This is a genomic window from Arthrobacter sp. lap29 (assembly GCF_032458965.1).
In the GTDB taxonomy this organism is placed as follows: domain Bacteria; phylum Actinomycetota; class Actinomycetes; order Actinomycetales; family Micrococcaceae; genus Specibacter; species Specibacter psychrochitiniphilus.
Map to the genome: position 1 here is coordinate 73,928 of NZ_JAUCEK010000004.1, position 26,580 is coordinate 100,507.

The 26,580-nt window shown below is 60.5% G+C and carries 21 protein-coding genes and 1 tRNA gene; 5 read left to right on the forward strand and 17 right to left on the reverse strand.

Features of this window, described 5'->3' with window-relative positions:
• Positions 1-36: 36 nt before the first annotated feature.
• The 8 genes from glmU to RY113_RS08060 form a co-directional block, all read right to left on the reverse strand.
• A complete protein-coding gene (gene glmU / locus RY113_RS08025) occupies positions 37-1,542 on the reverse strand; it encodes a bifunctional UDP-N-acetylglucosamine diphosphorylase/glucosamine-1-phosphate N-acetyltransferase GlmU (RefSeq protein WP_315914175.1) in 1,506 nt (501 codons plus the stop codon).
• A gap of 104 nt (positions 1,543-1,646) precedes the next feature.
• Positions 1,647-1,721: transfer RNA gene (locus RY113_RS08030), tRNA-Gln, on the reverse strand.
• Between the two features lie 185 nt (positions 1,722-1,906).
• Positions 1,907-2,743, reverse strand: a complete 837-nt coding sequence (locus tag RY113_RS08035) for a hypothetical protein (RefSeq protein WP_315914176.1) — start codon at positions 2,741-2,743, stop codon at positions 1,907-1,909.
• 202 nt (positions 2,744-2,945) lie between these two features.
• The gene (locus tag RY113_RS08040) at positions 2,946-4,739 is read right to left on the reverse strand and encodes an ABC-F family ATP-binding cassette domain-containing protein (RefSeq protein ID WP_315914177.1); all 1,794 of its coding nucleotides are present in this window, start codon (positions 4,737-4,739) and stop codon (positions 2,946-2,948) included.
• A 41-nt stretch (positions 4,740-4,780) separates the two neighbouring features.
• On the reverse strand, positions 4,781-5,812 hold the full coding sequence (locus RY113_RS08045; RefSeq protein WP_315914178.1) for a 4-(cytidine 5'-diphospho)-2-C-methyl-D-erythritol kinase: 1,032 nt from the start codon (positions 5,810-5,812) through the stop codon (positions 4,781-4,783).
• Positions 5,813-5,824: 12 nt separating this feature from the next.
• Positions 5,825-6,703: a 16S rRNA (adenine(1518)-N(6)/adenine(1519)-N(6))-dimethyltransferase RsmA gene (rsmA, locus tag RY113_RS08050; RefSeq protein WP_110104632.1), complete on the reverse strand. Its 879-nt coding sequence runs from the start codon at positions 6,701-6,703 to the stop codon at positions 5,825-5,827.
• A gap of 156 nt (positions 6,704-6,859) precedes the next feature.
• Positions 6,860-8,056, reverse strand: coding sequence for a transglycosylase family protein (locus RY113_RS08055; RefSeq protein ID WP_315914179.1), 1,197 nt, complete (start codon positions 8,054-8,056; stop codon positions 6,860-6,862).
• A 257-nt stretch (positions 8,057-8,313) separates the two neighbouring features.
• Positions 8,314-9,207, reverse strand: a complete 894-nt coding sequence (locus RY113_RS08060) for a TatD family hydrolase (RefSeq protein WP_315914180.1) — start codon at positions 9,205-9,207, stop codon at positions 8,314-8,316.
• 171 nt (positions 9,208-9,378) lie between these two features.
• Here RY113_RS08060 and RY113_RS08065 point away from each other — a divergent pair, with 171 nt between their 5' ends.
• From RY113_RS08065 to RY113_RS08075, 3 genes are read left to right on the forward strand one after another with little or no spacing between them, the layout of a single operon-like run.
• The gene (locus RY113_RS08065) at positions 9,379-10,386 is read left to right on the forward strand and encodes a MoxR family ATPase (RefSeq protein WP_245932039.1); all 1,008 of its coding nucleotides are present in this window, start codon (positions 9,379-9,381) and stop codon (positions 10,384-10,386) included.
• A 6-nt stretch (positions 10,387-10,392) separates the two neighbouring features.
• Positions 10,393-11,772, forward strand: a complete 1,380-nt coding sequence (locus RY113_RS08070) for a DUF58 domain-containing protein (protein WP_315914181.1) — start codon at positions 10,393-10,395, stop codon at positions 11,770-11,772.
• Positions 11,769-14,141 (forward strand): DUF3488 and transglutaminase-like domain-containing protein, encoded by a 2,373-nt coding sequence (locus tag RY113_RS08075; RefSeq protein WP_315914182.1) that lies wholly within the window; start codon positions 11,769-11,771, stop codon positions 14,139-14,141. Before RY113_RS08070 ends, RY113_RS08075 begins: the two co-directional genes overlap by 4 nt.
• A gap of 193 nt (positions 14,142-14,334) precedes the next feature.
• Here RY113_RS08075 and RY113_RS08080 read toward each other — a convergent pair whose 3' ends face one another.
• Both RY113_RS08080 and rsmI read right to left on the reverse strand, forming a co-directional pair.
• Positions 14,335-15,846, reverse strand: a complete 1,512-nt coding sequence (locus RY113_RS08080; RefSeq protein WP_110104638.1) for an NAD-dependent succinate-semialdehyde dehydrogenase — start codon at positions 15,844-15,846, stop codon at positions 14,335-14,337.
• Positions 15,847-16,067: 221 nt separating this feature from the next.
• A complete protein-coding gene (rsmI, locus tag RY113_RS08085) occupies positions 16,068-17,003 on the reverse strand; it encodes a 16S rRNA (cytidine(1402)-2'-O)-methyltransferase (RefSeq protein ID WP_110104920.1) in 936 nt (311 codons plus the stop codon).
• Positions 17,004-17,072: 69 nt separating this feature from the next.
• Between rsmI and RY113_RS08090 the strand changes: the two genes are divergently transcribed.
• Entirely contained in the window at positions 17,073-18,830 is a 1,758-nt protein-coding gene (locus tag RY113_RS08090; RefSeq protein ID WP_315914365.1) for a phospholipid carrier-dependent glycosyltransferase, read from the forward strand.
• 506 nt (positions 18,831-19,336) lie between these two features.
• Here the strand turns inward: RY113_RS08090 and RY113_RS08095 are convergent.
• The 3 genes from RY113_RS08095 to RY113_RS08105 all read right to left on the reverse strand — a co-directional run bounded on the left by RY113_RS08095 (position 19,337) and on the right by RY113_RS08105 (position 22,595).
• Positions 19,337-20,512, reverse strand: a complete 1,176-nt coding sequence (locus RY113_RS08095) for a TIGR01906 family membrane protein (RefSeq protein ID WP_315914183.1) — start codon at positions 20,510-20,512, stop codon at positions 19,337-19,339.
• 65 nt (positions 20,513-20,577) lie between these two features.
• Entirely contained in the window at positions 20,578-21,531 is a 954-nt protein-coding gene (locus tag RY113_RS08100; RefSeq protein WP_110104923.1) for an SGNH/GDSL hydrolase family protein, read from the reverse strand.
• 71 nt (positions 21,532-21,602) lie between these two features.
• Positions 21,603-22,595 (reverse strand): stage II sporulation protein M, encoded by a 993-nt coding sequence (locus tag RY113_RS08105; protein WP_179442371.1) that lies wholly within the window; start codon positions 22,593-22,595, stop codon positions 21,603-21,605.
• 50 nt (positions 22,596-22,645) lie between these two features.
• On the opposite strand from RY113_RS08105, the gene RY113_RS08110 reads away from it, so the two are divergent.
• Positions 22,646-23,443 carry an RDD family protein gene (locus RY113_RS08110; protein ID WP_110104639.1) on the forward strand — a complete coding sequence of 266 codons (798 nt, stop codon included), beginning with the start codon at positions 22,646-22,648 and terminating at the stop codon, positions 23,441-23,443.
• 53 nt (positions 23,444-23,496) lie between these two features.
• On the opposite strand, the gene RY113_RS08115 is transcribed toward RY113_RS08110, so the two are convergent.
• The 4 genes from RY113_RS08115 to RY113_RS08130 form a co-directional block, all read right to left on the reverse strand.
• Positions 23,497-24,735: an Ig-like domain-containing protein gene (locus RY113_RS08115; protein ID WP_170120868.1), complete on the reverse strand. Its 1,239-nt coding sequence runs from the start codon at positions 24,733-24,735 to the stop codon at positions 23,497-23,499.
• A gap of 178 nt (positions 24,736-24,913) precedes the next feature.
• Positions 24,914-25,783, reverse strand: coding sequence for an MBL fold metallo-hydrolase (locus RY113_RS08120; protein WP_315914184.1), 870 nt, complete (start codon positions 25,781-25,783; stop codon positions 24,914-24,916).
• A gap of 86 nt (positions 25,784-25,869) precedes the next feature.
• Complete coding sequence (locus RY113_RS08125; RefSeq protein ID WP_315914185.1) at positions 25,870-26,064, reverse strand: hypothetical protein; 195 nt, start codon at positions 26,062-26,064, stop codon at positions 25,870-25,872.
• Between the two features lie 92 nt (positions 26,065-26,156).
• Entirely contained in the window at positions 26,157-26,561 is a 405-nt protein-coding gene (locus tag RY113_RS08130) for a DUF3499 domain-containing protein (protein WP_110104926.1), read from the reverse strand.
• Positions 26,562-26,580 lie beyond the last annotated feature (19 nt).

A 26,580-nucleotide genomic window follows, 5' to 3' on the forward strand; every position in this document is an offset into this window, starting at 1 on the left:
TTTTCTTTCTCGCAGTGGTGGGGTCGGTGAGAAGTTTTAGTTGGCGGAATCATCTGAGGCGCGGGCATTTTCGGCAGCCTGGGCGGAAATACTGCCCGGACGGTTCGCCGCGGTCCAGCCTTCGAGGTTGCGCTGTGGGGCCACGGTCAGAGTCAGTGCACCTGCCGGAACGTCCTTGCGGACAATGGCCCCGGCTCCCGTGAAGGCGCCGTCTCCCACCGTGACAGGAGCTACGAAGACAGTGTTGGAGCCGGTCCGCACACCGGAGCCGATGACCGTGCGGTGCTTGTTCACGCCGTCGAAGTTGGCCGTGATGTTGCCGCAGCCAATGTTGGTGTCCTCACCAATTTCGGTGTCTCCGGCGTAGCCTAGGTGGCTGAGCTTGGAGCCGCGGCCAATGGTGACGTTCTTCGTTTCATAGAACGCGCCGATCTTGCCGTCGGCACCCAGAACGGTCCCCGGACGCAGGTAGGTGAACGGACCCACATGGGCGCCCTCGCCAATGATGGCACCGGAGCCGTGGGTGCGCGTGACTTCGGCACCTTCGCCAATCTGGACATCGGTCAGCGTTGAATCTGGACCCACGACGGCGTCCCTCGCCACAGTGGTTTTACCGTGGAGTTGGGTGCCGGGCAAGATGGTGACATCTTCGGCCAGCTGCACAGTGGAATCTATCCAGGTGGTGGCGGGGTCAATGACACTCACACCCGCGCGCATCCAGCTCGCAACAATGCGGTGGTTGTGCTCGGTACCAAGCGCCGCTAGCTGAACGCGGTCATTGGCGCCTTCCACCTGCCAGCGGTCAGTGGTGGAGACTGCGGCCACCCGGCCACCGCTGTTCCTGGCCAGGGACAGCACATCCGTCAGGTACATCTCGCCCTGATTGTTATCTGTGGTGACACTCTTGAGCGCTTCCCGCAGGACGGCAGCGTTGAAGGCGTAGATGCCGGAGTTGATTTCGCGGATTTCACGCTCAGATTCAGTAGCGTCCTTATGCTCACGGATACCCAAGACCGTGCCGTCAGTGCCATCGCGCAGGATGCGTCCGTAGCCGGTGGCGTCATCCAGAACCGCAGTCAGTACGGTGACGGCGTTGGCGTCCTTGTTGTGCGTGTCCACCAACTCGGCCAGCAATGTTGTGGTCAGCAGCGGCACGTCACCGTAAGTGACAACAACGGTGCCCTCCACGGCGGTCTGGGCGCCTGGCTGCTCGCCTGGCTGGGAGCTGGCCTGGGCGTCTAGGGCTTCGAGTGCCTGCTGAACAGCGCGGCCGGTTCCGGGAACCTCATCCTGATCAACAATGCGGGCGCCTTCATCGAGAGCCGCAATGTGCGCTGCAACAAGATCGCGCTCGTGGCGGACAACCACTGCCAGCGTGTCAGGGTTCAAGCCTTGTGCGGCGGCGATGGCGTGGCCCACCATGGAGATCCCACCAATGGTGTGCAAGATCTTGGGTGTGCGTGACTTCATCCGGGTGCCTGCGCCCGCAGCGAGGACAATGACAGCTGCCGGGTTGTTACTGATGATCTCTTGGCGGCTCACTAAGTGGCGCTCCTGCCCGGACCTCGGTCCGATTTCAAACGTACGCAATGGGAAACAATTCCATGGTACCTGCTTGGCCGAGCGGCCTGATCTCTTCCTAAAAGTGGTTCCGCCCACAGGATTCGAACCTGTACTCCACAGCTCCAAAGGCTGGGGTGCTGCCGTTACACCAGGGCGGACCATGAGCATCTTGCTTCCGCTGGAAGCTCACGAGAATATAGTGTGCCATGACGAGTGGCTGTTGCGCGACTTGAGCCCTCCCGTGGCGGAGCTTTTTTTGCCCCAGGGTGGCGAAGCTCACAAATTCTGCGCACCGTTTGGCGCCAAATGGTGCGCAACTTATGGAGCTGAGCACGGTTCGGGGCTAATGGCGCGTGGCTGCAATGCTCTCCAGTGCCTGGCGCACCCACCGCAGCATCTCTTCCGGGTAGTACATGGCCACCGCTGCCCTAAAGTGCAGAACAGGCACGTCTTCAATCACCAGAACGTTGCCGCGACGAAGATCCTCTTCCCAGGCCTTTTCATTGTTATGGTATTCCCGGCCGTCAATTTCAAGCCCTAGTTGGCCATCCACCAGTGCGTCTAGGTGACCCATACCCCGGATATGCGCCTGGCCCTGGACGTTGTATCCAGCCTTTTTCAAGTGGTACCTGGCACAGGTTTCTGCAATGGACATTGATTGGGGGTCAATGGAATCAATGATTGTGCGAACACGGCCGTCATTGCGGCGATTGAATAACGTTCGAAGCTGCGCCAAGGTCACCTTGCGCTTGACTACGGCCGATTCCAACACACACAGGATCTCCAGCTCAGTGCCGCATTGCGCGCAATGGCGAAGGATGTCCCTAAGCGTTAACGTGCCCTTGAATCTGTGGCTCACACAGCCTGATACGGGCCGCCCGTGAGCTATCCCAACGTGAGGTATGTCCTGATCATGAAGGACCCAGAGGCCCTCCTGCTTTGCGCGGCCAAAACACGTCAGCTGTGCCTGGTTCTTAGCCAGGTGTTCGGCCAAGGGCAGCGAGCCCGAAGTGGCATAAACGCCGCGAGAAATACGCCGGATGGCCCCTGATCCAAGAGCACGCCTAATATGCCAGTCGGAGTAGCCTTTGTCCAGGAGCGCTACACGGCGAACCGCACCGCCGCGTGCGCCAATGACGCTTTCAATGGGTCTGCGAGTACTGCTGCCTTGTACGTCCATAGCACCCATAGTGAGCCAAGCGCCTCAGACGGCGACAGCCCCGACGTCGTGAATGTGAACAAGCCGGCGCCGAGCTAGGGCTGTGGAGGAACACGGCTGCGGACAGAGCCCTCTGAAGCTGCGCACCGTTGCAGGAACAATGGTGCGCAACTCTTGGGGCTGCACACCATTGCAGGAACAACGGTGCGCAGCCCCAAACGTGTTACTCGAGCACGCCCGAGGCCTCAAGCCATTCAAGCTCCAGGCCCTCGCGCTCGGAGGCGAGCTTGGCCAGCTTCGCTTGCAGATCAGCCAGGGCGTCATAGTCTCCCACGCTGGTTGCCATCTGAGCGTGGACCTTGGCATCGGCAGCGGAGTTCTTGCCCAGCTGACGCTCCAGCCGGTTCAGCACCTTCCGGGCGTCGCGCTTCTGCCCCTCCGTGGGGCCGGACGGGGCCGCAGTGGCAGCGGCCGGGCTGGACGCTGAGGGCCCCACGCCAGCATTGGCGCGCAGCTCCAAGTACTCGTCCACGCCCCGCACCAACCCGCGCAGCTTGCCGTCGCCCAGCAGCGCCATCTGGTGATCGGTGACGCGCTCCAGCAAGTACCTATCATGCGAGACCACCACGAGCGTGCCGGGCCAGCCATCGAGCACATCTTCCACGGCCGCAAGGGTGTCCGTATCCAAGTCATTTGTGGGCTCATCGAGCATGAGCACGTTCGGCTCCCCCACCAGCAGGCGCAGCAACTGCAAACGCCTGCGCTCACCACCGGAGAGATCCTTGACCATGGTCCACTGCTTGTCCTTGGTGAACCCGAGCTGCTCCACGAGCGTCCCGGCGCTCATTTCCTTGCCGCCCACGTCAAAGGAACGCTTTTCACGCTCAATAACCTCGATGACGCGCATGTTCAGCACGTCATCGAGCTCTTTGACTTCCTGTGTGAGCACGGCGGTCTTGACGGTGCTGCCACATTTGACCTTGCCGGAGGTCGGTTCAACCTCACCGTTGAGCAACTGCAACAAGGTGGTCTTTCCGGCACCGTTGACACCGACCAGGCCCAGCCGCTCGCCCGGGGCAAGACGCAGCGTGATGTTGTCAAAGATCTCCTTGGCGTTCTCACCCTCCCCATAGCTCAGGGAGATGTTTTCAAGGTCAATGACGTCCTTGCCCAGGCGGGCGGTTGCCATCTTCGACAGCGCCACCGAGTCACGGGGTTCTGGCACGTCCGCGATCAGCTCGTTGGCAGCCTCAATACGGAACTTGGGCTTGGCCGTACGCGCCGGGGCGCCGCGACGCAGCCAGGCAAGTTCCTTCTTGACCAGCTGGACGCGCTTGGACTCAACCACTGAGTTCATCCGGTCCCGCTCGGCCCGGGCCAGCACGTAGGCGGCGTAACCGCCGTCGAACGGGTCAATGATCCCGTCATGGACTTCCCAGGTGCGGGTGCAGACTTCATCCAGGAACCAGCGATCGTGGGTGACCACCACAAAGGCGCCCTCGTTGGCCCGCCAGCGCTGGTTCAGGTGCTTGGCCAACCAGGCCACGCCCTCCACATCCAGGTGGTTGGTGGGCTCATCGAGCATGATGACATCGTCATCACCGATCAGCAGTTTGGCCAGGGCAACGCGGCGTTTCTGTCCACCGGAGAGCGAATGGATGTTGGCATGCCAGTCCACCTCTCCCACCAGCGCACCCATGATTTCACGGATCTTGGGGTTGGACGCCCATTCATGGTCCGCCGCCTCCCCCACAATCGCGAAGCCCACCGTATGTTCGCCGTCCAGCACGTCCGTCTGGTCCAGGTAACTGACCTGGACCCCGCCGCGCACGGTGACACGGCCGGAGTCCGCAGTTTGGCGCCCGGCCAGCAGGCGCATCAGCGTGGACTTGCCGTCGCCATTACGTCCCACAATGCCAATGCGGTCCCCTTCTTCAAGCCCGACACTGACGCCGTCGAGCACGGTTCGGGTGGCGAAGGCAATGCTTAGATTTTCTCCGCCCAGCAAATGAGCCACGTGGTACCACTTTCCTTCAGATTTTGGATGTAAAAATTTTTCTAGGCGATTATGTGGGCGCCGTGAACAGGTCCCTGGACAGCCCAGGCCTCATGGCCCAGACCGGCCAGAGCACGAGATAGCGCCTGCGCATGGTCTGCGTCCTCGGCCAGAAACGCGATGGTGGGCCCGGACCCGGACACCAACGCTGCCAGCGCACCCAGCGACTTTCCCTCGGCCAGGGTCTGGGTCAGCGACGGTGCCAGCGACACTGCCGAGGCCTGCAAATCGTTGTGTAACCAGGGGGCCAGTGCCTGCGCATCCCCGGCCCGCAACGCTGCCAAGACACCAGCCTTGATCTGGCTGGGTTCCGAAGCGGTGATCCCGGCAGCCAGGCGCAGCGCATCAAGCCTGTCATAGACCACCGGGGTGGACAGCCCAAAGTCTGCCGGAACCAGCACCCAATGCAGTGGCGTGGGTGCCAGAGCAGGGCTGAGCTCATCCCCAATGCCCAGCCCGACGGCGGCACCCCCCATGAGTGCGAACGGCACGTCTGCGCCCAGTTCGGACCCCAGTTGGGCCAGCTCTTCACGGGAGAGGCCGGTATGCCAGAGCGCGTCGCAGGCCACGAGGGTCGCTGCGGCGTCCGCCGACCCGCCGCCCATGCCACCAGCAATGGGCACATGTTTGGTAATTTCAAGATGAACCCCGCTGGGGTCCTCAGCAATCCCAGCTACCAGAAGTGCAGCTCTGACCACCAAGTTGCTGGCATCCAGCGGTATGGTTGCCAGCAGTTCCGGCTCAAGGGAGCTTTCCGGGCTGAGTGAGACTGTGATCTCCGTGGCGGGCGTACCGGGGCGGGATGTGGCAGCCACTTCCTCGTACAGCGAGACCGCCACATAACTGCTGGCAACGGCGTGGTAGCCGTCCGCACGTAGCGGACCCACCTGAAAATAGGCGTTGATTTTCCCCGGGGCACGCACTTTGACCCGGCGGGCGGCGGGGGCCCACGTGGGATCTGTGACGAAATGATCGGCGGAACCCGGGGCTCCACTGCCTGGTGTGGCGGCCCCGCCTCTTCCGCGCTTGTTCATAGGGTCCATGGGCTAGGCCGTTGCCATGAGCTTTGCTTCGGCGATACGGGCGTAAGCGGCCACATCAATAACTTCGCCACGGGCGGTGGGGTCTATTCCAGCTTGACGCAAGAAGACTTCAGCCTCGGCAGCACCGCCGGCCCAGCCTGCCAAGGCTGCCCGGAGGGTCTTGCGGCGTTGAGCAAAAGCAGCGTCGATGACAGCAAACACTTGCTCCCTCGAAGCCTGGGTGACGGGAGGTTCGCGCCGGGTGAAGGCCACCAGCCCGGAATTGATCTTCGGGGCAGGCCAAAAAACATTCGTACCAATGACGCCGGCCTTGCGCATCTGCGAGTACCAGGCGCCCTTGACGGACGGCACCCCGTACGTCTTGGAACCGGGGCCGGCAACCATTCTGTCTGCCACCTCATCCTGGACCATGACCAGGCCGTGGCGCAGCGAAGGAAAATGCTCCAGTAGATGCAGTACCACGGGGACTGCCACGTTGTAGGGCAGATTAGCCACCAGGGCTGTGGGTTCAGCGGGAAGCTCCGTGATGCGCATGGCGTCCGAGAGCACCACGTCAATATTTCCCGTGAGTAACGGACGGAACGCCGCGATGGTATCTGGGAGCTTCGCCGCCAGCACGGGGTCTATTTCCACGGCGACCACGCGGGCGGCGACATCGAGTAGCCCCAGTGTCAAAGAGCCAAGTCCGGGGCCCACTTCGAGCACGGTTTCGCTGGGGTCCACACCGGCTGCGGCCACAATGCGGCGGATGGTGTTGCCGTCAATGACAAAGTTTTGTCCCAGTGTCTTGGTGGGGCGCACACCTATTTCTTCTGCCAAGCGGCGAATTTCGGTGGCGCCCAGCAGTGGCTGGGTGGCTGGGGTGGGATGCGGGGAGGTCACGCAATAATGGTAGCCGCTATTAACGAAGATACTCCCCGCATCGGTGTTGAAACCACTCCGGGGAGTATCTACTGACTATGACTTGTGCAACGTCACACAGGCTCCGCCGCTCAGTGCGGCCGCTCACTCAGGGAGAGAGCTAGATCAGGCTGGCTGCTACTGCACCACATGTCCACAGCCCCACGGCTGCAGGCCGCGCTGGGCGTAAACACGGTTGGCAATGTCAATCTGCTGGGCTTTAGTGGCCAGGCTGGCATTGGGGGCGTAGGCTCCGCCGCCGCTGCTCAGCCAGGTACCAATGTCAAACTGCAAGCCGCCATAGTAGCCGTTGCCGGTATTGATGGACCAGTTTCCGGTGGCTTCACACTGCGCAATGGCATCCCACATGGCCTCGTTGGACATGGTCGGTGCCTTGGCCCCGGTGTTAGCTCCGGTGTTGGCTCCAGCTTTGGCTTCGGTGTTGGCAGCCTTACTGCTGGTTTCATCCTTCGGGGCGGGGCGTTCCTTGCCACCGATGCTGATTTTCGCGGCAACTGGTTCCTTGACAACCGTGGATCCGGTTTCGGTGCGGCTGACAACCACACCGTCAACAGTTACCGTACGGAAGGTCTTTTGCAGCGTGCCGGCGGCACCTTCGCTGATGGTCTTCTTCTGATCCTTGAAGAGTGCAGGATCCACGCTTTGTTCGGTCTCAAACGGCACATCTGCAGTTTCTTTGGCTGTTCCAGAGGTGTTGACCCGGGTCACCTTGACCACCATGTTCTCAACAACTGTTGCCACGCCGGGAGTGGAGACGAGATCACTCTTAGCCAGCGTCACTCCGGTCTCAGCCAGGAAATCGCCAACATTCTGGGCCGTGGTGGTCTTGACCTGCTTCTTGCCGTCAGCCACGAGCGTGATTTGCTTAGGGGTGATGATGCTCAGGTCAGCCGAATTGGCGAGCAGAGTATCTGCCGGCAGTGAGAGCCTGGCGTTGGCGGCGATGCCTAGTTGGCTCATCAATCCGCTGATCTTTGTGGAGGTGGTGGTGACAGTGTGTTCCGCCCCATCCAAGCTCACCTTGATGTCCTTGGCCGTGTTGACGGTGATGGTTGAACCACTCTCGACGCTGGTATCCAGAGCCGGTGTGATGTGGTCACCAGAGTTCACACTCACGTCTGCATGCTTGAGCACGTCACTGACGGAGGAACCATAAGCCTGAATTGAGCTGGCTTGGCCATCCACCACGAGAGTGACGGTTTTGGTGGCCGTGATGAATGCCATGAGCGCGGCGACGAGTGCTATGAGCACTGCGCCTTGGCAGGCAAGCTTCAAATAACTCAATTTGCCATTGACGGTAAGGAAAGAAGACACGAGTTCTCGTTACTACTAGAGCACCCGGGCACGGGAAAGTACCGAGCAACACTGGTGGATTGTGGCCGCAAGATACTGCGGACGGTCCTGCCAGAATTGTTCTTGCGAACGGTTGCCACGGATCATTTTTTTACGCTATGTCCTATGGCATTTCATCCGTTGGCCTTCCCCGACCACGGCTAATAGTTCCCCAGCGTAACCCAATCGTGACCAAACGGACAAGGTTTGGTCACGGAAAAGTGATCGAAAGTACAGGATCAATCGGACCAGGAGCCGTAAACAGAGCCAGTATTTGTGCGCAGCAGGTGGCCCATTTCACTCAAGTCCAAGCCCATCAATTGTGCCATGCATTGCACCGTGTAAGGCAGCATATAGCTGGCATTAGGGCGCCCTCTGAATGGATGAGGTGTCAGAAATGGCGCGTCAGTCTCTACCAGAATCAGCGCCGGGTCAGCCACCGCAAGGGCCGCACGCAAATTATGGGCATTTTTAAAAGTCAAGGTCCCAGAAAAGGACATGAACCATCCCTTTTCGTTACAAATTTTTGCCAATTCGGCGTCCCCTGAGAAGCAGTGAAAAACCAACCTTGAGGGTGCCCCCACCTCATCCAGTGTTGAGAGGACATCGGTGTGCGCGTCACGGCAGTGAATTTGCAGCGCGAGCTCACGCTGCTTGGCCATGTCCAGGTGCGCACGGAAAGAATGGTGCTGCGCCGCCAAGCCCGCTTCGCCCGTCCTGAAATAGTCCAGGCCTGTTTCACCGATGGCCCTAATGCGGGGATGGGCGGCCATGGCATCAATTTCAGCCAGAGCATCATCCAGAGTGCCCGCCAGAGCCAGTTCGGGGGCGTCGTTGGGATGGATGGCAACCGCGCCCAGCAGGCGTGGGTCCGCATCGACCGCGGCAACTGTAAACCGGGAGGACGCCAGGTCACAGCCAACCTGAACGGCGCCGGCAACACCTACGGCCTCTGCCGCATCCAAGGCCGCACGCAGCTCAACTGGAGAGTCGCCAAAGTCAAAGTGCGTGTGATTGTCATACACGGGGACGGGGAGCGGTGCGGGGGCACCGGCAAAGGCACCCGGGCGGGCTCCGCCAATGTCCGTCAATTCTTCAGGGCGATAAGGGCGCGGAACGTCATGGGTGCACATGGTTGCCAACTTTACCGTTTGCTTAATTTCTTTGTCCCAATGACCCCAAAATCACGCCACACTAGTAGCGTGGATCACACGAGGCAGCTCATGGTGTGTTGTTGGGTTTTTTTCGAAAGGTGAGGCATGCACCTCCAGGAAACTTTACTGGCAGCAGACGTTGCAGGGGCTATGAACCCGCAGGCATCCGAACTGGCCATGGCTCCGGAACATTTTTCTGAGCTAAGCCAAAACATTATGGCCGTCATGAACACTGTTGTGGATGGTAAGGAAGACGCCGTCCGGCTTGCCCTGACAGTGTTACTGGCGGGTGGGCACCTCCTCTTGGAGGATGTACCCGGCGTGGGCAAAACGCTGCTGGCCAAGACGCTGGCCCGCACCCTTGACTGTTCGGTTAACAGGATTCAGTTCACCCCGGATCTGCTCCCTAGCGATATCACCGGGGTGTCAATCTTCAACCAGTCCTCACAGGCCTTTGAATTCCGTCCGGGCCCCATTTTTGCCAACATTGTCATTGGGGATGAGATCAACCGCGCCTCCGCAAAAACACAGTCGGCACTGTTGGAATCCATGGCCGAACGCCAGGTGAGCGTGGATGGAACCACCTACCCTTTGAGCGGCCCATTCATGGTTGTCGCCACACAAAACCCCATTGAAATGGCCGGCACTTATCCGCTGCCAGAAGCCCAGCGTGACCGTTTCATGGCACGCATCTCCTTGGGCTATCCGCATCCCGGCGCAGAAATGGCAATGCTTGAGACCCATCAATCGTTCAACCCGCTTGATGCTGTGCGCCCCGTGGCTACGGCTGCCCAAGTTGGCGCCATGACGGCCACGGTGGCAGCGATTTACGTGTCCCCTGCCGTGCGCGCCTACATTGTTGCTCTGGGACAAGCCACCCGTTCCAGTCCGGAGCTGCGTCTGGGCGCCAGTCCCCGGGCGTTGCTGCAATTGCTGCGGGCGGGAAAGTCTGCAGCTGCCCTTGCCAGCCGCGGCTTTGTTCTGCCCGATGACATCCGTGCCCTGGCCGAACCGGTACTGGCACACCGTTTGCTGGTGGAGCGAAGCGCCGCCAGCCAAGGATCCACGCCTGCTAGCGTCATTACAAAGATCCTGGCGGAGGTTGCTGTTCCTGGCGAGCAGGACGGGCGTGCCGGACAGGACGCTCGCAGCAGGTAGCCGCCCATGTCCCTTTTTCAGCTTCTTCGTCCACGGGGCTGGTTATTGTTTGCCTGCGCGGTTCTTTCCCTCATCTTGGCCTCAATTTTGGGTAGGCGTGATGTTCTGACCCTTGCCGTATTTTGCTTTATGCTGCCAGCCACAGCCTATGCGTCCCTGCATTTCTTCAAATCCGGCTTCAGCCTGCACCGACACATCTCTCCCCTTCTGGGCCGTGTTGGCGAACCCGTTGAAGTGAGCCTTGAGGTCCGTGGGCACAATCCTGGGGGTTCACAAAGCCAGCTGGTGGAGGCTCTCCCCACAACTTTCGCTCAGGTACCCACCTTCAGCCATCCCCAAGCCGGAATACCACGCGCTTCCAGCAGTAACTATCATTACTCCTTACTTCCGCGCCATCGCGGCGTGTTTACCATTGGCCCCTTGCTGTGCACGTTCACCGATCCTTTTGGTGTGGCATCTCTACGGCGCGGAATAGACCACGGCGACCGCCTCACCATTGCCCCTGCAGCTCTCGAACTGCCGGCAATTTCCGTGAGCGAAGGCCACGGCCAAGACGGCTCACAGAGCACCTCGGAGCTGGCCCGTTCACATCAGGATGACCTCATGACTCGTGATTACCGCTACGGGGATCCGCTGCGACGGGTTCATTGGGCGCTCACTGCTCGGCAAGGCCGGCTCATGGTCAGGGGGGAGGAACCCGTAACAACTCCCGAAGCTATCCTTATTCTGGACCGGCGCGCCCTGGCGTTCGGGCCATCTGTACCATCAGCGCCTGCCCCGCCTGCCGCGCCAACAGCGCCTGCCCCGCCAACCAACAAATCCTTGCGCACCGCCACACGAGCCGCCCAGGATCTGCCAGAACTGGCCACCACGGCGGCCTTTGAAGAGGCCATTGTTGCCACCGCCTCCATTGCCGCGCATCTGCTGGAACGCGCGTTCACGCTGACACTGCTGGACCATCTGGGCGCCCCGGCACTGTTGACATCGGCCTCCGCGGCGGAGCCGTCCCGTGCTGAATACAGCGGCGGCGAAGGAAGCTACGCCGTGGCTGCTGGCCTGGCAGCTGTGGAACTTGCCGGACCTGGTGAAACAACGCTGGCCGCCACCCTGGCCCACCGGCTTCATGACCGCGAGCGCCGCGGCCCGGTGATTGCTGTCATGGGAGCCCTCAGTGAGGCCGAGGCCACCTTGCTGGCCGGGAACGCCGAAGGCACACAAAGCTCCTACGCCCTCCTCGTGTGCGCCACCGCCACTGACGCCGAACCCGCGGCACAAATCCTGCGCCGCGCCGGCTGGCATGCTGCACCGGTAACTCCAGCCACTACCCTGTGGCAGGCCTGGGCTAACCTGGACGCCCACCACGGGGGCGGGAAGGGGCGTTCATGACGAATAATGTCCTGGCGAGCCCGAACCCCTCCCACCAGAAAAACGGCGACGGCGGGAGGCCCGAGTCCCGTTCGTTGCACAGCTATTTGGGTACCCAAGCAACGGGCCCGGCACGCTGGGTGCTGGCTTTGGTCATCTTTTCCGCCGTTATGGGCGCCTCGCTTGGTTTGGCAGGAGTGCTCCAGGACATGGCGTGGCTGCCCCAAGCTGCCGTAGTGGTTGCCGGAACGTTGCTGTTCCCAGCCTTGATGCGCCGCTACTCGGCACTGAGCCCAGCGGCTCCGTTGGGTGCTCTTGTTGGCTGGTTCATGGTTCTGACGCTGATGTTCTTCCCTGGCACCGCTGTGCTAGGGGTGATCCCGACTCCTGGAACTCTGAGCTCCGCCTTGGATCTTGCCTCTGATGCATCAAATCTCATCATGACAAATTTGGCACCCGTCCCTTCAGCCTCCCCCATGCACTTTCTGTTCTGCGCCGGGCTTGGTTTTGCCGCCTTACTGATAGACGCACTCGCCATCACGGTAGCTCTCCCTGCCGCAAGTTTCATGGGTCTCTTACTCATCCTGCTACCAGCTGCGCTGACCACCAGGACAGGGATCAGCACTCCCGGACTGGTGGGGACGGCGTCCGGGTTTCTGCTGATTCTGGCGTGTTGCCGGTGGTATGTACCGGATGGAAAATTGCGAACAGACATGCCCAAGGCGCCCAGCGGCACCCTCACGAAGGCACTGGTCATGGGCGCCTCTGTGGTCCTGCTGATGCAGTTTGTCACAGCTGCCCTCCCCGGGTTTACAGAGGGCCGGTATCCGCAAGGTTCTGCTTTGAACGCAACAGGCGAAGGCGGTTCACTGGACGCCATGGTGACCCTCGGTGATGACTTGCGCTCCCAGTCAGAGCGCGTGGTGCTGCGGTACACCACCAGTGCAGAGGAGCCGGAGTATTTGCGGCTGACCACGTTGGAGAACTTCAAGGGCAAGGTCTGGGGTCCCTCGGCACTGCCTTCAAACCTGCAAGCGAAGCTCTCACGTCTTTCTCCCGCTATCGGGCCGTCTTCAGGACTACCCAAGACAAAAACAGTTACTCGTATTACTGTCCCGGGTGTGGGTGATGAGTGGTTGCCCGCTCCGCTCACGGTCACGGATGTCCAGCAGTTGCCTGGAGTGTGGCTATGGAACCCCTCCACAGCCACCATCGTCTCTCAGACCTCGACCACGGCTGGGCAGTCTTATGTAGTGCGCAGTGAAATGCCGGTCCTGACGCCGGATCTGTTGAATCAGGCAACGGCAGCGCCGAGGAAAGAACTTGACCCGGTCTTTTTGGCGCTACCCTCCGATGTTCCCTCAATTGTGAACAGGACCGTCACGGATCTCACCAGTACGGCAGTCAGCCCCTATGCCAAGGCAATAGCCATACAGAACTATTTCCAGTCGGATGAATTCAGCTACAGCTTGAGCGCACCTGTGGCGGACGGGTATGACGGCTCCGGAATGGGTGTGCTGGCAGATTTTCTGGTGAACAAAAAAGGCTATTGTGTCCACTTCTCCGCAGCTATGGCAGTCATGGCGCGTGAGGTGGGGATCCCCTCCCGCATCGCCGTAGGTTATACGGCTGGAACCCGGACGCCGGGCTTGGACAAGCAAGAAGAGAATCTTCAGATGCGCGGCTTTGAAGTTGCCGGCCGCGATGCTCACGCATGGCCCGAACTTTACTTTGAGGGCCTGGGTTGGGTACCTTTTGAACCCACTCCATCCCGCGGTGACGTGCCGGCGTACGCCCAGGAAGACTCCGTCCCAACGCCAGCGCCCCAAAGCCAAGCTGCTACCACGGAACAGCCTTCAACCGCTGCTTCCACTGCCACTACTAGCGTCAGTGCCACCGCTCTATCCGGTACTGGGACAGCGGTTGATAACAGTGGCCGGTGGCTGGCAGGGATGGGGTGGGTGCTGCTAATTCTGGCTGCTCTGGCGTCTCCGGCTCTGCTACGCAGTGCTATTCGACGCCGGCGCCTGGCTAAGATCCACGATCCTCGCGACACTGTTTCCCCAGAGGTGCGGGCTTGGCGAGAACTTCAGGATTCGGCCACAGATTTTGGTTATCGCCAAGATCCTGCCCACACCCCTGCGTTGGCGGCACAACAGTTCGCGGCAATGCTGGGGCCAACAACACCGTCCGGTTTGACCTTGCTGCTCCATGCCTATGAAGAAGCCATCTACGGTGCGGGACTTTCCAAGACACGCCGGGATGATTTGGCGGATGCTGTACAGAGCGTGACCGCGCGGTTACGGACACAATCCACACTAATGGGACGGATGCGCGCCTTGTTGATGCCGGCCTCGCTCATCCGCCGCACCGACACCAACGCAAGCTAGAGAGCCGGCGACACACATGCCAGGTTCCCGGCAGATCGCGCAGCGATATACCGGGCCGGCAGGTGGGTGGGGCCACACATGCCAGGTTCCCGGCAGATCGCGCAGCGATATACCGGGCCGGCAGGTGGGTGGGGCCACACATGCCAGGTTCCCGGCAGATCGCGCAGCGATATACCGGGCCGGCAGGTGGGGACTAGGCGTTGTTCGGGTTGGGGAAGCCGATGTACTGGGTGTACAGGTATTCCTCGATACCTTCGATGCTGCCTTCACGGCCCAAACCGGACTGCTTGACGCCGCCGAAGGGGGCTGCGGCGTTGGAGATGACACCCGCGTTTAGGCCCATCATGCCGGTTTCAATCCGGTTGGCCATACGCAGGCCGCGGTTGTGGTCCTTGGTGAAGACGTAGGCCACCAGGCCGTACTCGGTATTGTTGGCCAGCGCTACGGCCTCGTCCTCATTCTTGAACGTGACAATGGGGGCGACTGGGCCGAAGATCTCTTCCGTGAGGATGCGGGCTCCCGGTTCCACACCCGTGAGTACGGTGGGCTGGTAGAAGTATCCGGCACCCTCCACGGCACTGCCACCTGTGATTGCGGTGGCGCCGCCGGCTACGGCCTCGCTCACGAGTGAGTGCACCTTGTCACGGCTCTTGGCGTCGATCAGCGGCCCCACCTTGGTGGCCGGGTCAGTTCCGCGGCCGGTGGTCATGGCGCTCATGCGGGCAGCAAAGCGGGTGGCAAATTCTTCGGCCACGGATTCGTGCACGAGGAATCGGTTAGCTGCCGTGCAGGCTTCGCCCATGTTCCGCAGCTTCGCGGCCATGGCGCCTTCCACGGCTGCGTCCAGGTCTGCATCGTCAAAGACCAAAAATGGTGCGTTGCCGCCCAGTTCCATGGACGTGCGCAGCACATTCGCGGACGCGTCAGCCAACAGGCGCTTGCCTACGGGGGTGGATCCGGTGAAGGAGAGCTTGCGCAGCCGCGAGTCCTGGATGAGCGGAGCCGTCACTCCGCCGGCATCGCTGGTGGAGACCACGTTCAGGACGCCGGCCGGCAGGCCCGCCTCCATCATGATTTGGGCGAAGAGGTGGCTGGTCAGTGGTGTCAGGTTGGCCGGCTTGAGCACCATGGTGCAACCGGCAGCAATGGCCGGGGCAATCTTGCGGGTTGCCATGGCCAGGGGGAAGTTCCAGGGAGTGATCAGCAGGCAGGGACCAACCGGCTTCTTTTGCACCATGATTTGCTGCGTGCCCTCGGGGTTGGAGGAGTAGCGGCCAAAGGAACGGGTTGCTTCCTCTGAGAACCAGCGCAGGAACTCGGAACCGTAGCTGACTTCGCCGCGGGCTTCAGCAAGCGGCTTACCCATTTCAAGGGTCATCAGCAGAGCCAGGTCATCAGCCCGGGCGGTGACCATATCAAAGGCGCGGCGCAGAATTTCAGCACGGACGCGTGCCGGGGTTGCTGCCCATTCTTCTTGGACAGCCACAGCCGCATCCAAGGCTGCAGCACCATCCTCGGCGCCAGCGTCAGCCACCTCTACCAAGGCCTGACCTGTTGAGGGGTCCTCCACAACAAAGGTTTTCCCGGAAGCCGCAGGCCGCCATTCGCCGTTGATCAACAAGCCGGTGGGAACACTTGCCAGCAAGGCGCGTTCGCGTTCGGTCAGTTTGGCGCCGGAGAGTTCGGCGGTTGGGCTCACTGTCATGGTGACTCCTTTTATCTGGTGCCCGCACCTCAGGCGGGGCCAGGGAGGGCGCCAGAGTTTACCGGGGCAGTGCATGGAAAATAGTGCTGTAGTTCACGGTAGTTCCGGGCGAACAACAGTGTCTACGCATGGACGCACTGCCCATGCAGGAATCGCTGTGCATCTGCACAACAACATCTGCACAACAACATCTGCGGTGAGTACCAGACTGGCAGCTGTGGCTACCCGCGGGCTGCCAGCACGGCGCTGTAGAGTTCACGCTTGCTGACATGCACGTCATGGGCAATCACCGCAACGGCTTCCTTCATGCGCATCCCCTGTGACATGAGCTCGTTGACAGCAGCCACATGGTCTTCAGTGGTACCCAGGTCACCTTCCAAAGCACCGCCAACAACAATGGCGATCTCGCCGCGAATCTGGTTTTCTTCAGCCCATTCCAGCAGTCCCGAGAGGGGTTTGCGTATTACTTCTTCATAGGTCTTGGTCAGTTCCCGGCATACGGCGCCGGGGCGGGAAGGCCCAAAAGCTGTGTGCAGGGCACGCAACATGGCTTCGAGCCTGTGCGGGGCCTCAAAAAACACCATGGTGCGCTTTTCCAGCGCAAGTTCGTGCAGGCGCGCCGCCCGCTCCCCTGACTTACGCGGCAGGAATCCTTCAAAACAGAACCTATCCGTGGGTAGACCTGAGAGGGCCAGTGCCGTCAAAACAGCTGACGGTCCCGGAGCAGCTGTCACCTTTACACCTGCGGCAACTGCCGCGCTCACTAGCCGGAAGCCAGGATCGGACACTGACGGCATCCCTGCATCGGTGACCATGAGAAGTGTCTTGCCGCTTTGTACCTGAGCCAGCAGCTCGGCGGTCTTCACGGCCTCATTGTGTTCGTGGTAACTGATGATCTGCCCGCCCACCTTGACGCCCAGGCTGGTCACCAGCCGGTGCAGCCGGCGGGTGTCCTCGGCGGCAACAATATCTGCAGCACCCAACCAGGCAATCAGCCGAGCTGAGGCGTCACCCATGTTTCCAATGGGTGTTGCGGCCAGAATAATGTACCCCTCCCCGGGGAGCGCAGGAGGCGCAAGGCTTGAATCGAGGGTTTCTTCGGTTGTTTCCGAGTCGTCATGTGCGGGTGCCGGATTTGTGCCAAAGTCATCTTCCATGACACCAGCGTAGTGCGCCCCAGCTTCTGGGCCCACTTGGGTAGCATTGACTCCGTGCAACCCCAAGCTATGGATACCGCCCCGGCGGCCCCGGAGAACCCCACCACCTTTGATCCCCAGGCGGACAGCTCTGCTCTCCCGGTAAGCGCTGACTCGGTCACGGCTGATCCGGCAGTGGAGGCTCCGGTGCCCGCGGCGGGCACGGGAGTTTCTTCGCTGCGGTGGCTGCGAGACCCTGCGCAAGCTTTTACCCGCTCGGCTCTTGGCGCACGGCTGCTTGGTGCACGCTATTCTTTTTCCACTACCCCGGCGAGCCTGCGGCTTTGGTTTTGGCTGGCGCCTGCCTTGACCGCCTTGGTAGGTGGACTGCTGCGCTTCCTACGTCTGGGCCAGCCTCCGTCGTTAGTTTTTGACGAGACCTACTACGTCAAGGACGCCTACAGCTACTTACAAAGCGGCTACGAGCGAAATTGGGCGGAGAAGGCCAACGACCTCTTCAACCAAGGCATTTTTACCAGCCTAGAGACCACCCCCGAATATGTGGTGCACCCTCCCGTGGGCAAGTGGATGATTGCCTTTGGTATGTGGCTCTTCGGCCCGGAAAGCACGTTCGGTTGGCGGTTCTCTGCAGCCTTGGTGGGTACCGTATCCATCTTCCTGCTGGCATTGATTGCTCAGAAGATGTTCCGTTCCACCATTCTGGGCGCCACGGCCGGGCTACTGTTCGCGGTTGACGGGCATGCCATTGTCCAGTCCCGAACATCATTGCTGGACATCTTTGTGATGTTCTTTGCCCTCGCCGCCTTTGGCGCCATCATCATGGACCGTGATGATGGACGACGGCGGCTGGCTGCGAAGCTTTCCATCCTCGCCGGCCCCGGCGGCTTGGTCCCGGCCAAGGAGCTCCTCTATGGGCCGTGGCTGGGCATCCGCTGGTGGCGGCTGGCCGCCGGCGTAGCTCTGGGCCTGTGCATTGGCACCAAATGGTCAGGTTTGTTTTTCCTGGCTGCTTTTGGCTTGATGAGCGTTATTTGGGATATGAATGCCCGCCGCATCGCCGGCATTAAGTATTGGGTGATGGGTGCTATCTGGAAGGACGGCATTGTTGCCTTTGTCAGCATGGTTCCCGTGGCGGCTGCAACGTATTTGGCTAGCTGGACCGGCTGGTTCATGTCCAAGGATGCGTATGACAGGAATTGGGCTGGCGAGAATCCCTCCACGGTGTGGGGTTGGATCCCGGATTCGCTGCGTTCCTTGTGGCACTACCACTCCACCGCCTATAACTTCCACACCGGTTTGGGTTCTGATCACCCCTACAAGGCCAACGCTTGGTCCTGGCTGGTCATGGGCCGCCCCACCTCTTTCTATGTGAAGAACTATGAGAATGGTGACGGCGGCTGCGTAGTGGAAAAATGCACTGCAGCAGTCACCAGCGTGGGCAACCCGCTGATCTGGTGGGGCGGGACCTTAGCCATCCTGTTCCTGGTGGGCGTGTGGGCCATCAAACGCGACTGGCGTGCCGGGGCCATCCTGGCCGGATTCGCTGCCGGCTTCCTGCCGTGGATCTTCTACCCGCTGCGCACCATCTTCTTCTTCTACGCCATTGCCTACGAACCCTTCATGATCTTGGCTCTGGTGCTGGTTTTGGGCATGGTCCTGGGCAAGGTTTCCGACCCTCCCTGGCGTCGTCAACAAGGCGCCATCATCGTAGGGATCTTCCTGGTCCTGGTAGTAGCCCTGAGCGCCTTCTTTTACCCCATTTGGGCGGCGGAGATTATCCCGCAAGAACAATGGCGTCAACACATGTGGCTGCCCAGCTGGATCTAACCACCGCCTTTTTCATGACGTTCACCGGCCGAGCCAGCCGGCGGGTGGACTGGGAAGCAGCGAAGGTTAGCGGGGTGGGGTTGTGGCCTGCTAACGGCTGTCCCCCAAATACCTCCGGATCCGACTATCACACTTCTTCACCAATTGTGAGACCCCTAACCTTTTGGACCACAGAACTACCTCAGAAATAATGTTGGGCCCCATGAAACGCTTTTTGTCACAGCCTGGCTTCTCTGATGCCCTCCCAGGCCTGCCCGCTTTCAAACCCAGTACTGATATATGACTTACTGGCATGAGGCTTATTAGCGCCCGAACCGTGGGTGGCCATGATTACTGAATGACATTGTGCCCGGCACAGCGCCAGAGCCTGGCTAAGGAGGCTGTCAATTGATGGCAAAACGGCCCCGACGGCTTTCCTATGAAAAGAGGTACTATCGCTACCGTTCGCCACGCTGGCAGTATCTACTTTTGGCGCTATTGGCTGCCGCTGCGGGCTTGCTGCACAGCTATGCCGCGCGGCGGCCGGGACGTTGCGCCGCAATGACGGCCACGCGGCGCTCTCTTGTTGGCCAGGTGAAGGCTAACGTCAGCGACGAGACCACTAGGACAAAGGCACCGATGAAGATGCCGGAATCCAACCAAAATTGGCTAGGGAACAACCTGATGAGGGTGTCGTCGGTGTAGAACGTCCACGTTCCTTGGGCGAAGAAAATCTTATGAAAGTCAGTAAAGAACCGTTCCCAGCCGGTTGCGGCAAAAACACCCAAAGCAATGATCAAGACCAAAGTGGCGATCGAGCCTGCGAAAAAAGCCCGGCGATTGCCGCCGAAGCTACGCCGCGAAAGATATATCACGCCAATAGCCATGATGACCGCCAGGAGCAGGGCGCTGAGGAAGGCCATAACAATAACGGTCTTCACATCTGCCATATGCCCCACTTCCCGGGTCAGGAACAAGGGGTTGCCAATGGAGTTGACCAGGTCACCCAAGTACCGGGGCGGGGCAAAGTTGAGCAGGTAGTCCACGGTGTAGGAGCCGTAGGTGAGCCTGTCCTCGGTGCTGAACCCAAAAGAGTCGATCGGGAACCCGGGGCGGTGGTACTCGATCCACAAAAACGTGGAGGTGGTGACCAGCCTGATGGCTAGTACCAGCAGCACGATGGGATAGAAAACTGCGATGATGACCTGAAATACCCGTGTCAGTACTGGCTTTGTATTGACGGCCTTGTCTCTGGCAGCCTTGCGCTTTGCCTGTTCCTCAGCCGAGGGGCGCACAACGGCACTGTCCTCGCCCTGTACATCTGGTGTCCCCGTGCCACCAGCCACGGCTTCGGCCACGGCCGCGCTCTTAGCCAGTGCTGCGGCGATTTCCTCGTCACTGGGCAACTGCGGCATCCGCGATGCCGCCCGCATGGGTTCCTGGTCAGCAACTTGCTCTATTTTGATCCGTGAGACCGAGCTCTCGCCAACAGGTGCCGCCACGCGCCGAGCACGGGCCTTTTCCGCAAGAGCAGCGGCCTCACTGGCAGCAACCTTGGTATCAGCGGCCTTGGTATCAGCGCTGCCGGCGGCGGGACTGCCTTGTTGGGCCTGCGCCCCAACTTCTTGGCGTGCCACAGCATCTTGGCGTGTCACAGCATCTTCGGGTGTCACTGAGTCCTGGGGCTTTGAATTCTCGCTCACAAGTCCAAACGATACCGGCAGGCGGTCCCACCCGGTGACTGCCACCCCGTGATGATGCCAAACTGTCACTCTGGTTCTTTTTCAGGCTTGGGTGCCGCTCCCGCATCTGGTGGACCAGCCTCACCAAAGAGGCGGCCCCGGCTGGAAAGCGGGACACTCTGCAGGGGTGCCGGCACAGGCCGTTTGGCACCGAATCCTCCTGTCGGGGACTCGTGCCGGATTCCTCGGAGTACGTAGGGCATCAAATAGTTCCGGGCCCACGCGATGTCACCGACTCTCGCTTTCCGCCAACTTGTCACAGGAAGCGGTTTGGGCGTCAGTGGCTTCAGGGAGTTCGGCACACCCAGCGTTTCTAGGACCATAGCCGCCACTGCGTGGTGACCCAGGGCTGACGGGTGGAGCCGATCCTGACTCCACATGCGCGGATCATGTAGTTCCTTCATGGCCCACAAATCGGCCACAAGGCACTCGTGGTGTTCGGCGATGCTGCGCATATTTTCATTGAAGATGGCAATCTTCGTACGGAATTGGCCCATGACGGTGGAGCGCCCGGAGTCCGGCCCAACAAAGATCAGGACGCTCACTCCCTGCAGGCGCAGGCGGCTCACGGCTCCCTCTAAAAGAGCGGCCAGCTTGTCAGGGTCCGCACCGGTGTGAAAGAGATCGTTGCCTCCTGCTTGAAATGAGACCAGATCTGGTGTCAGCGCCAGGGCGGGACCCACTTGGGTGTCAATTACCTCGTGCAGTAGTTGCCCCCTGACGGCCAGGTTTGCGTAGGCGAAATCTGGCACTCCCACACTCAACTCCTCCGCTGCACGGTCCGCCCATCCTCGATATCCGCCGGGACTGCCCGGTTCCGGATCATCCAGGCCTTCCGTAAAGGAATCTCCCAATGCCACAAAACGCCGCCACGGGTGCGGTGGAATGAGTTGATCCGCGCTCCCCTGTTGCACCGTGGTCTGGAACAACCCCGTGTTCTGCAACAGTCCGTTGTCCTGGCCTGCAGTGTCATCACCCATATCCCCATCTTGCACCCACGGGGTGATTTTGGGGAGGCCTGCGGCAAGCATCTATTAGCCTGACGCAACTACTAGGACGAGCGGATGGTGGCTCCGGCGTCGTCCGGGTTAAGGTCACCCAACTCCCCTGCAAGGAACGCCTTGCGGCCCAATATCAGGGTGTAGGCCCAGTACGCCCCAAGAACCAGTGCGCCAATGGTGATTTTGGCCCACACAGGAAGCGGGCTTGGTGTGACATAAGCTTCCACGAGGCCGGAGATAAACAAGACGAAGACCAATCCCACGGCCACCGTCATGAGCGAACGTCCTTCACGGGCCAGCGAATCCAGCCGTGTGCGGGGCCCAGGGCTCACCCAAGCCCAAAATATCCGCAGTCCTGCGGCGGAGGCAATGAAGATGGCTGTCAGTTCCATGAGACCGTGCGGAAGAATATAGCTGAAGAAAACATCACCCTTGCCATAGGCGAACATGGCTCCGGCGGTGACACCAACGTTCTGGGCATTCATGAAAATTTGATACGGCACAAAGGCCCCGGTGATCCCGAAGGCCACGCACTGGGCAGCAATCCAGGCATTATTGGTCCAGACGGCGCCGGCAAAGGAGGCTGCCGGATTTTCCGAGTAATAGTTCACAAAGTCGTGATTGACCAGCTGCTGCAGTTCCGCGTCAGATCCCAAAGCCGCCTGTACGGCCGGATCCCCTGCCACCCACAGCGCAAAGAGGGAGGCGATGAGAATAAAAACGCCGCCAATAATAACCGTCAGCCAGCGCAGCCGGTAGAAGGCTGCCGGCAGGGCTACAACGAAGAACGTTGCAATATCAAGAAAAATATTGCTTCGCGCGCCCGTAAACCGAGTCCGGGCGTTGGCCAACGTTGCTGACAATGAGGCGGAGAGAGCACTTTCTGCCGTGAGGGAGCGGATGAGAGACAAATGTCCTGAAACGCTTTGATACAAATGCAGCAGTTCATCCGCCTCGGCACCGCTCAATCGCCGTTTCCGGGCAAGCGTATTTAGCCGCTCCCATTGCGGGCGGTGTACCGAGGTAAAGGCATCCATGTCCATCCGCACCAGCATATAGGGCCGAGGTCCCAGGGCGTGGATAGACTGTTTTCATGTCCGCAATCATCACCGGTGAAGCCGTTGTCCTGGAACTTCGCCCCGCTTCCTTCGCTGCCCGCTCCGTGGCCACGGCCATTGACCTGACAGTCACGCTGGCTGTGGCGTTTGGCTTGTTCGTTTTACTGGGCCAGGTGGCATTCATGCTGGATCCGGCCGCAGCGCGTGCCATCATTTTGGCTATTGTGGTGGGCTTGCTGGTGGTTGTCCCGATCACGGTGGAGACGCTGAGCCGGGGTAAGTCGCTGGGAAAGCTTGTTATGGGGCTGCGTGTGGTGCGCGACGACGGCGGTTCCATCCGCTTCCGGCACGCCTTGGTTAGGGCACTGCTGGCGGTGCTGGAAATTTACCTCACGCTGGGTTCGGTGGCCTGCCTGGTTTCATTGTTCAATGACAAGTCCAAGCGGCTCGGTGACATGCTTGCCGGCACTTACGCCATCCGAGACCGCGCTCCCAAGAGCGTGCCCCTGCAGGTTTCAGTGGCCCCCGCACTGGCACAATGGGCCGCGTTGGCTGATATTGGCCGGCTTCCCGATCCTCTGGCGCGGCGCATCTCCTTGTTCCTGCGTCAAGGAAGCGCCATGGCCGGGAACTCCCGCTTTGCCCTGGCCATGGAATTGGCCAGTGAAGCCAGTGCCCACGTGGCGCCTCTTCCGGCTCCCGGAACCGATCCCACAGTATTCCTCGCCTCACTCATCGCAGAGCGTCGAGACCGCGAATACCGCCGCATGGATGCGGCAGCAGCGCGGGCAGCGGCTATCAGTAGTGCGCTAGGGCGCCACGGGGTTGGTTAGATCACGGGGTTGGCGGGAAGTAGCCTGCCGCTGCGTTTACGTGAGGCGCTGCCTTAGCGTGAGGCGTAGTCCTTGAACGCGAAGTTCCAATCGCCGTAACCATCCGTGGGATGGATGGTGTCATTGGGTGTGCCCACCGTGTGGACAAGATCGCCTGGGCGCATATTCTCAAAGACCCAGCCAGCGCCTTCATGGGAGAGCCCAATGCAGCCGTGTGAGAGGTTGGTGACGCCCAGGTAGGGAATGGCATAGGGGGTGGCTTGATGGATGAAGATGCCACTGTTGGAAAGCCGTGTGGCGAATTCCACGTCCACGGAGCCGTAGTCGCCCGGATCCCCTGGTTTGAGCCCAATGGTTGATGCCTTGAAGGTGGCGTAGCGCTGCTTATCAGCGGTAATCACCATGAACCCGGAGGCTGAGGGGAACCTTTCATCGCCCATGGATGCCGGGAAGGTTTTGGCTACCTGGTCATTGATGAGAATGCTGACGGACATGTTGGCCGCATCCGCTTCCATGATGACCTTGTTGCCAATGTTGACCTCGTAGCTTTTGTTGGCGTTGTAGATCATGCCGTTGCCAATATCGGTGCCAAAGAGTGCCATCTGCACCGTGAGTTTGCTGTTGGCAGGCCAGTAGTCAGCGCCGCGGTAGCGAACCTTGGTATCCGAGTACCAGCGGAACGCGCCCTGTTGGCCCGTGCTGCTGGTGATGGTGATGGCCTTCTCTACGGCTTCCTTATTGATGACTGGTTCGCTGAAGTTGAATTCGAGCGGTTGCCCCACTCCAACAGTGGCACCCTCAGCCGGGTATACCCAGGCATCAGCCTCATGTGAGGCGGCAACGGTGGAGAACGAACTGTACGTGGTGGTCTTGGTGCCTGCGGTGTCCTGGGCCGTAACACTAAAGACGTAATCGGTGCCGAATTTCAGAGGTTCTTTGGAAATCCATTTACGGTTACTCACCACCAGTTCACCAGCAACCGGGGTGCCCGTTGCTTGTTCTTCCAGGACGGCTTTGGCCACCGTGCCATTGGTGACCATGGCGTTTACTTCAGTGGCAGGGTTTACGGAGACGGTTCCTGTTGCGGGGCTGACCAACGTCTGCACCGGAACAGCGGGGGTGGTGGAGGGTGGTGCCGTGGTGGCCGTGCTGGTTTCAGCGGCACCGGGGGCGGGACTTTCGCCCACTGCAGAGCATCCTGTACCGGATAAAGCCAAGCCCAAAGCGAGCAAGGAGATCAAGGCAACTCGCAATCCCTTGCGACGATTCCTGGTCTCATCCAACTCAGCCATGCAAACTCCCATTCGGTGGACTAATTCCAATGTCCGCTATCGTGGCACCACTAGTGCCAGATACAATTTTACGCCACGATTGCGTGCCAGCGAGCCGCGCCAAGCCCAGAGGGCCGCGGTGTTATGGGGTTGTTATGGGAAGTGAAGTCTAGACCCCAGCGGCAGATGTCCGGGGCGGCTAACCGCGCAGGTACAGTAGCTGGGCTTCCACGGACAAATACGCCGCACCCTGCAGATGCTCCGGCACATCTTTGTACACAATCGCCGCCACCTGCGCGGCAGTTGGCTCTGCCGTCCCGATGCTGGCGAGAAGTTCCACGGCGTTGCGAACCTCTGCAATGCGCACAGCCCGGTGTTGCTCATAGGCCTGTGCCGCTGCGGCAATGTCTCCTAGCACCGGGCCATGGCCCGGCAGCGCAGCCACACCAGCTCCTGCAACAGGGCCGGTAACGCCAGCTCCGTTAACTCGCGCGCCGCGCCTGCGCAAGGCCGCAAGGGAGTCCAGGTAATCCCCCAGCTTGCCGTCAGGATGGCAAATCACTGTGCTGCCGCTGCCGAGGATGGTATCTCCGGTGAGAACAACCGTGCCGGCGCCCTGTCCGAAGGAATCCCTCGCTAGTGGATCTGTGACAACAAAACACAGCGAATCGCTGGTGTGTCCTGGTGTAGCGAGGACCTCGAGTGTGAGGCCGCCCGCCTGGATGATCTCGCCGTCGTGCAATGCCTGCGCGCCATGACAAAAGGCGGGCAAGGCCGCCCGGACAGGGGCACCCGTGAGCTGATGCAGCCGGGCGCTGCCGTCGGTGTGGTCCCCGTGGTGATGGGTGATCAGGATCAGCTCTACTGAACCGGCCGCTGCCAACTCGCCAAGATGCCTCTCCTGGAGCGGGCCGGGATCCACCACAACCACCCCTGATGCCCCGGGAGCGGTCAGAATATAGGAATTGGTACCGTCAAGGGTCATGGGTCCGGGGTTTTCAGCCCTCCGGCGCCGCACGAAGCTCCCAATGTTCTCCCACGCTGACACCACGGCCCACCCCTTCGTCACTGAACTTCTCGCTTGGTTGATGATAGGAAAGCACAGGCACTGGCTGGCCCGGTGCGCTAAGCCGTGAGCTGCTAAGCAGTGAGCTGCTAGGCGGTGAGCTGTTCGGGGCTGAGCTGTTCGGGGGTGAGCAGCAGCGCAATCCCCTCATCGATCTTGTACCGCACGGGCGTGCCGCCCTCGCTGTTGGCTGTGCTCAGTAATTCTTCGCCCACCTGGATCAGTGGTGAGTTGGTGACGGGACAACGCAGCAACGCCAAGAGGCTTTCGTTTATCTTTGCCATGGCCGGTGCCACTCCATTTCACTTTTTTAGGGGAAGTTTTCGGTTACTGCCCTGACGGTGGGCCGTGAGCTGCGGACTCAACTTCTAGGAGTTTAGTCCTCCAGGATGCGAAGGTGCCCGCGGCGGCTGGGGGGTCCCGAATATGAGGGCAGGTGCGACGGCGGTTCCAGGGCTCCCCGGTAGTCTCTCCGCGTTGCGCTCACGCCAGTGGCCTTTTCCGGGCCTGGATTCGCGGCTTCCCGGACGGCGTCGGCCAGTGCCAGCAGATCATCCGGGCCCGGAGCTGGTGGCTTATCTGAGCGTGCCAGATGGATAACTTCCCACCCTCGCGGGGCCGTGAGGCGTGCGGAATGTTTGGCACACAAATCGTAGCAATGTGGTTCTGCAAATGTGGCCAGAGGACCCAGGACAGCCGTTGAGTCCGCATAAACGTACGTCAAAGTGGCCACGGCCGTTTCCCGGCAGGCTGATCTGGTGCATTGACGAAGGATACCCACGTTTGCCAACACTACCCTT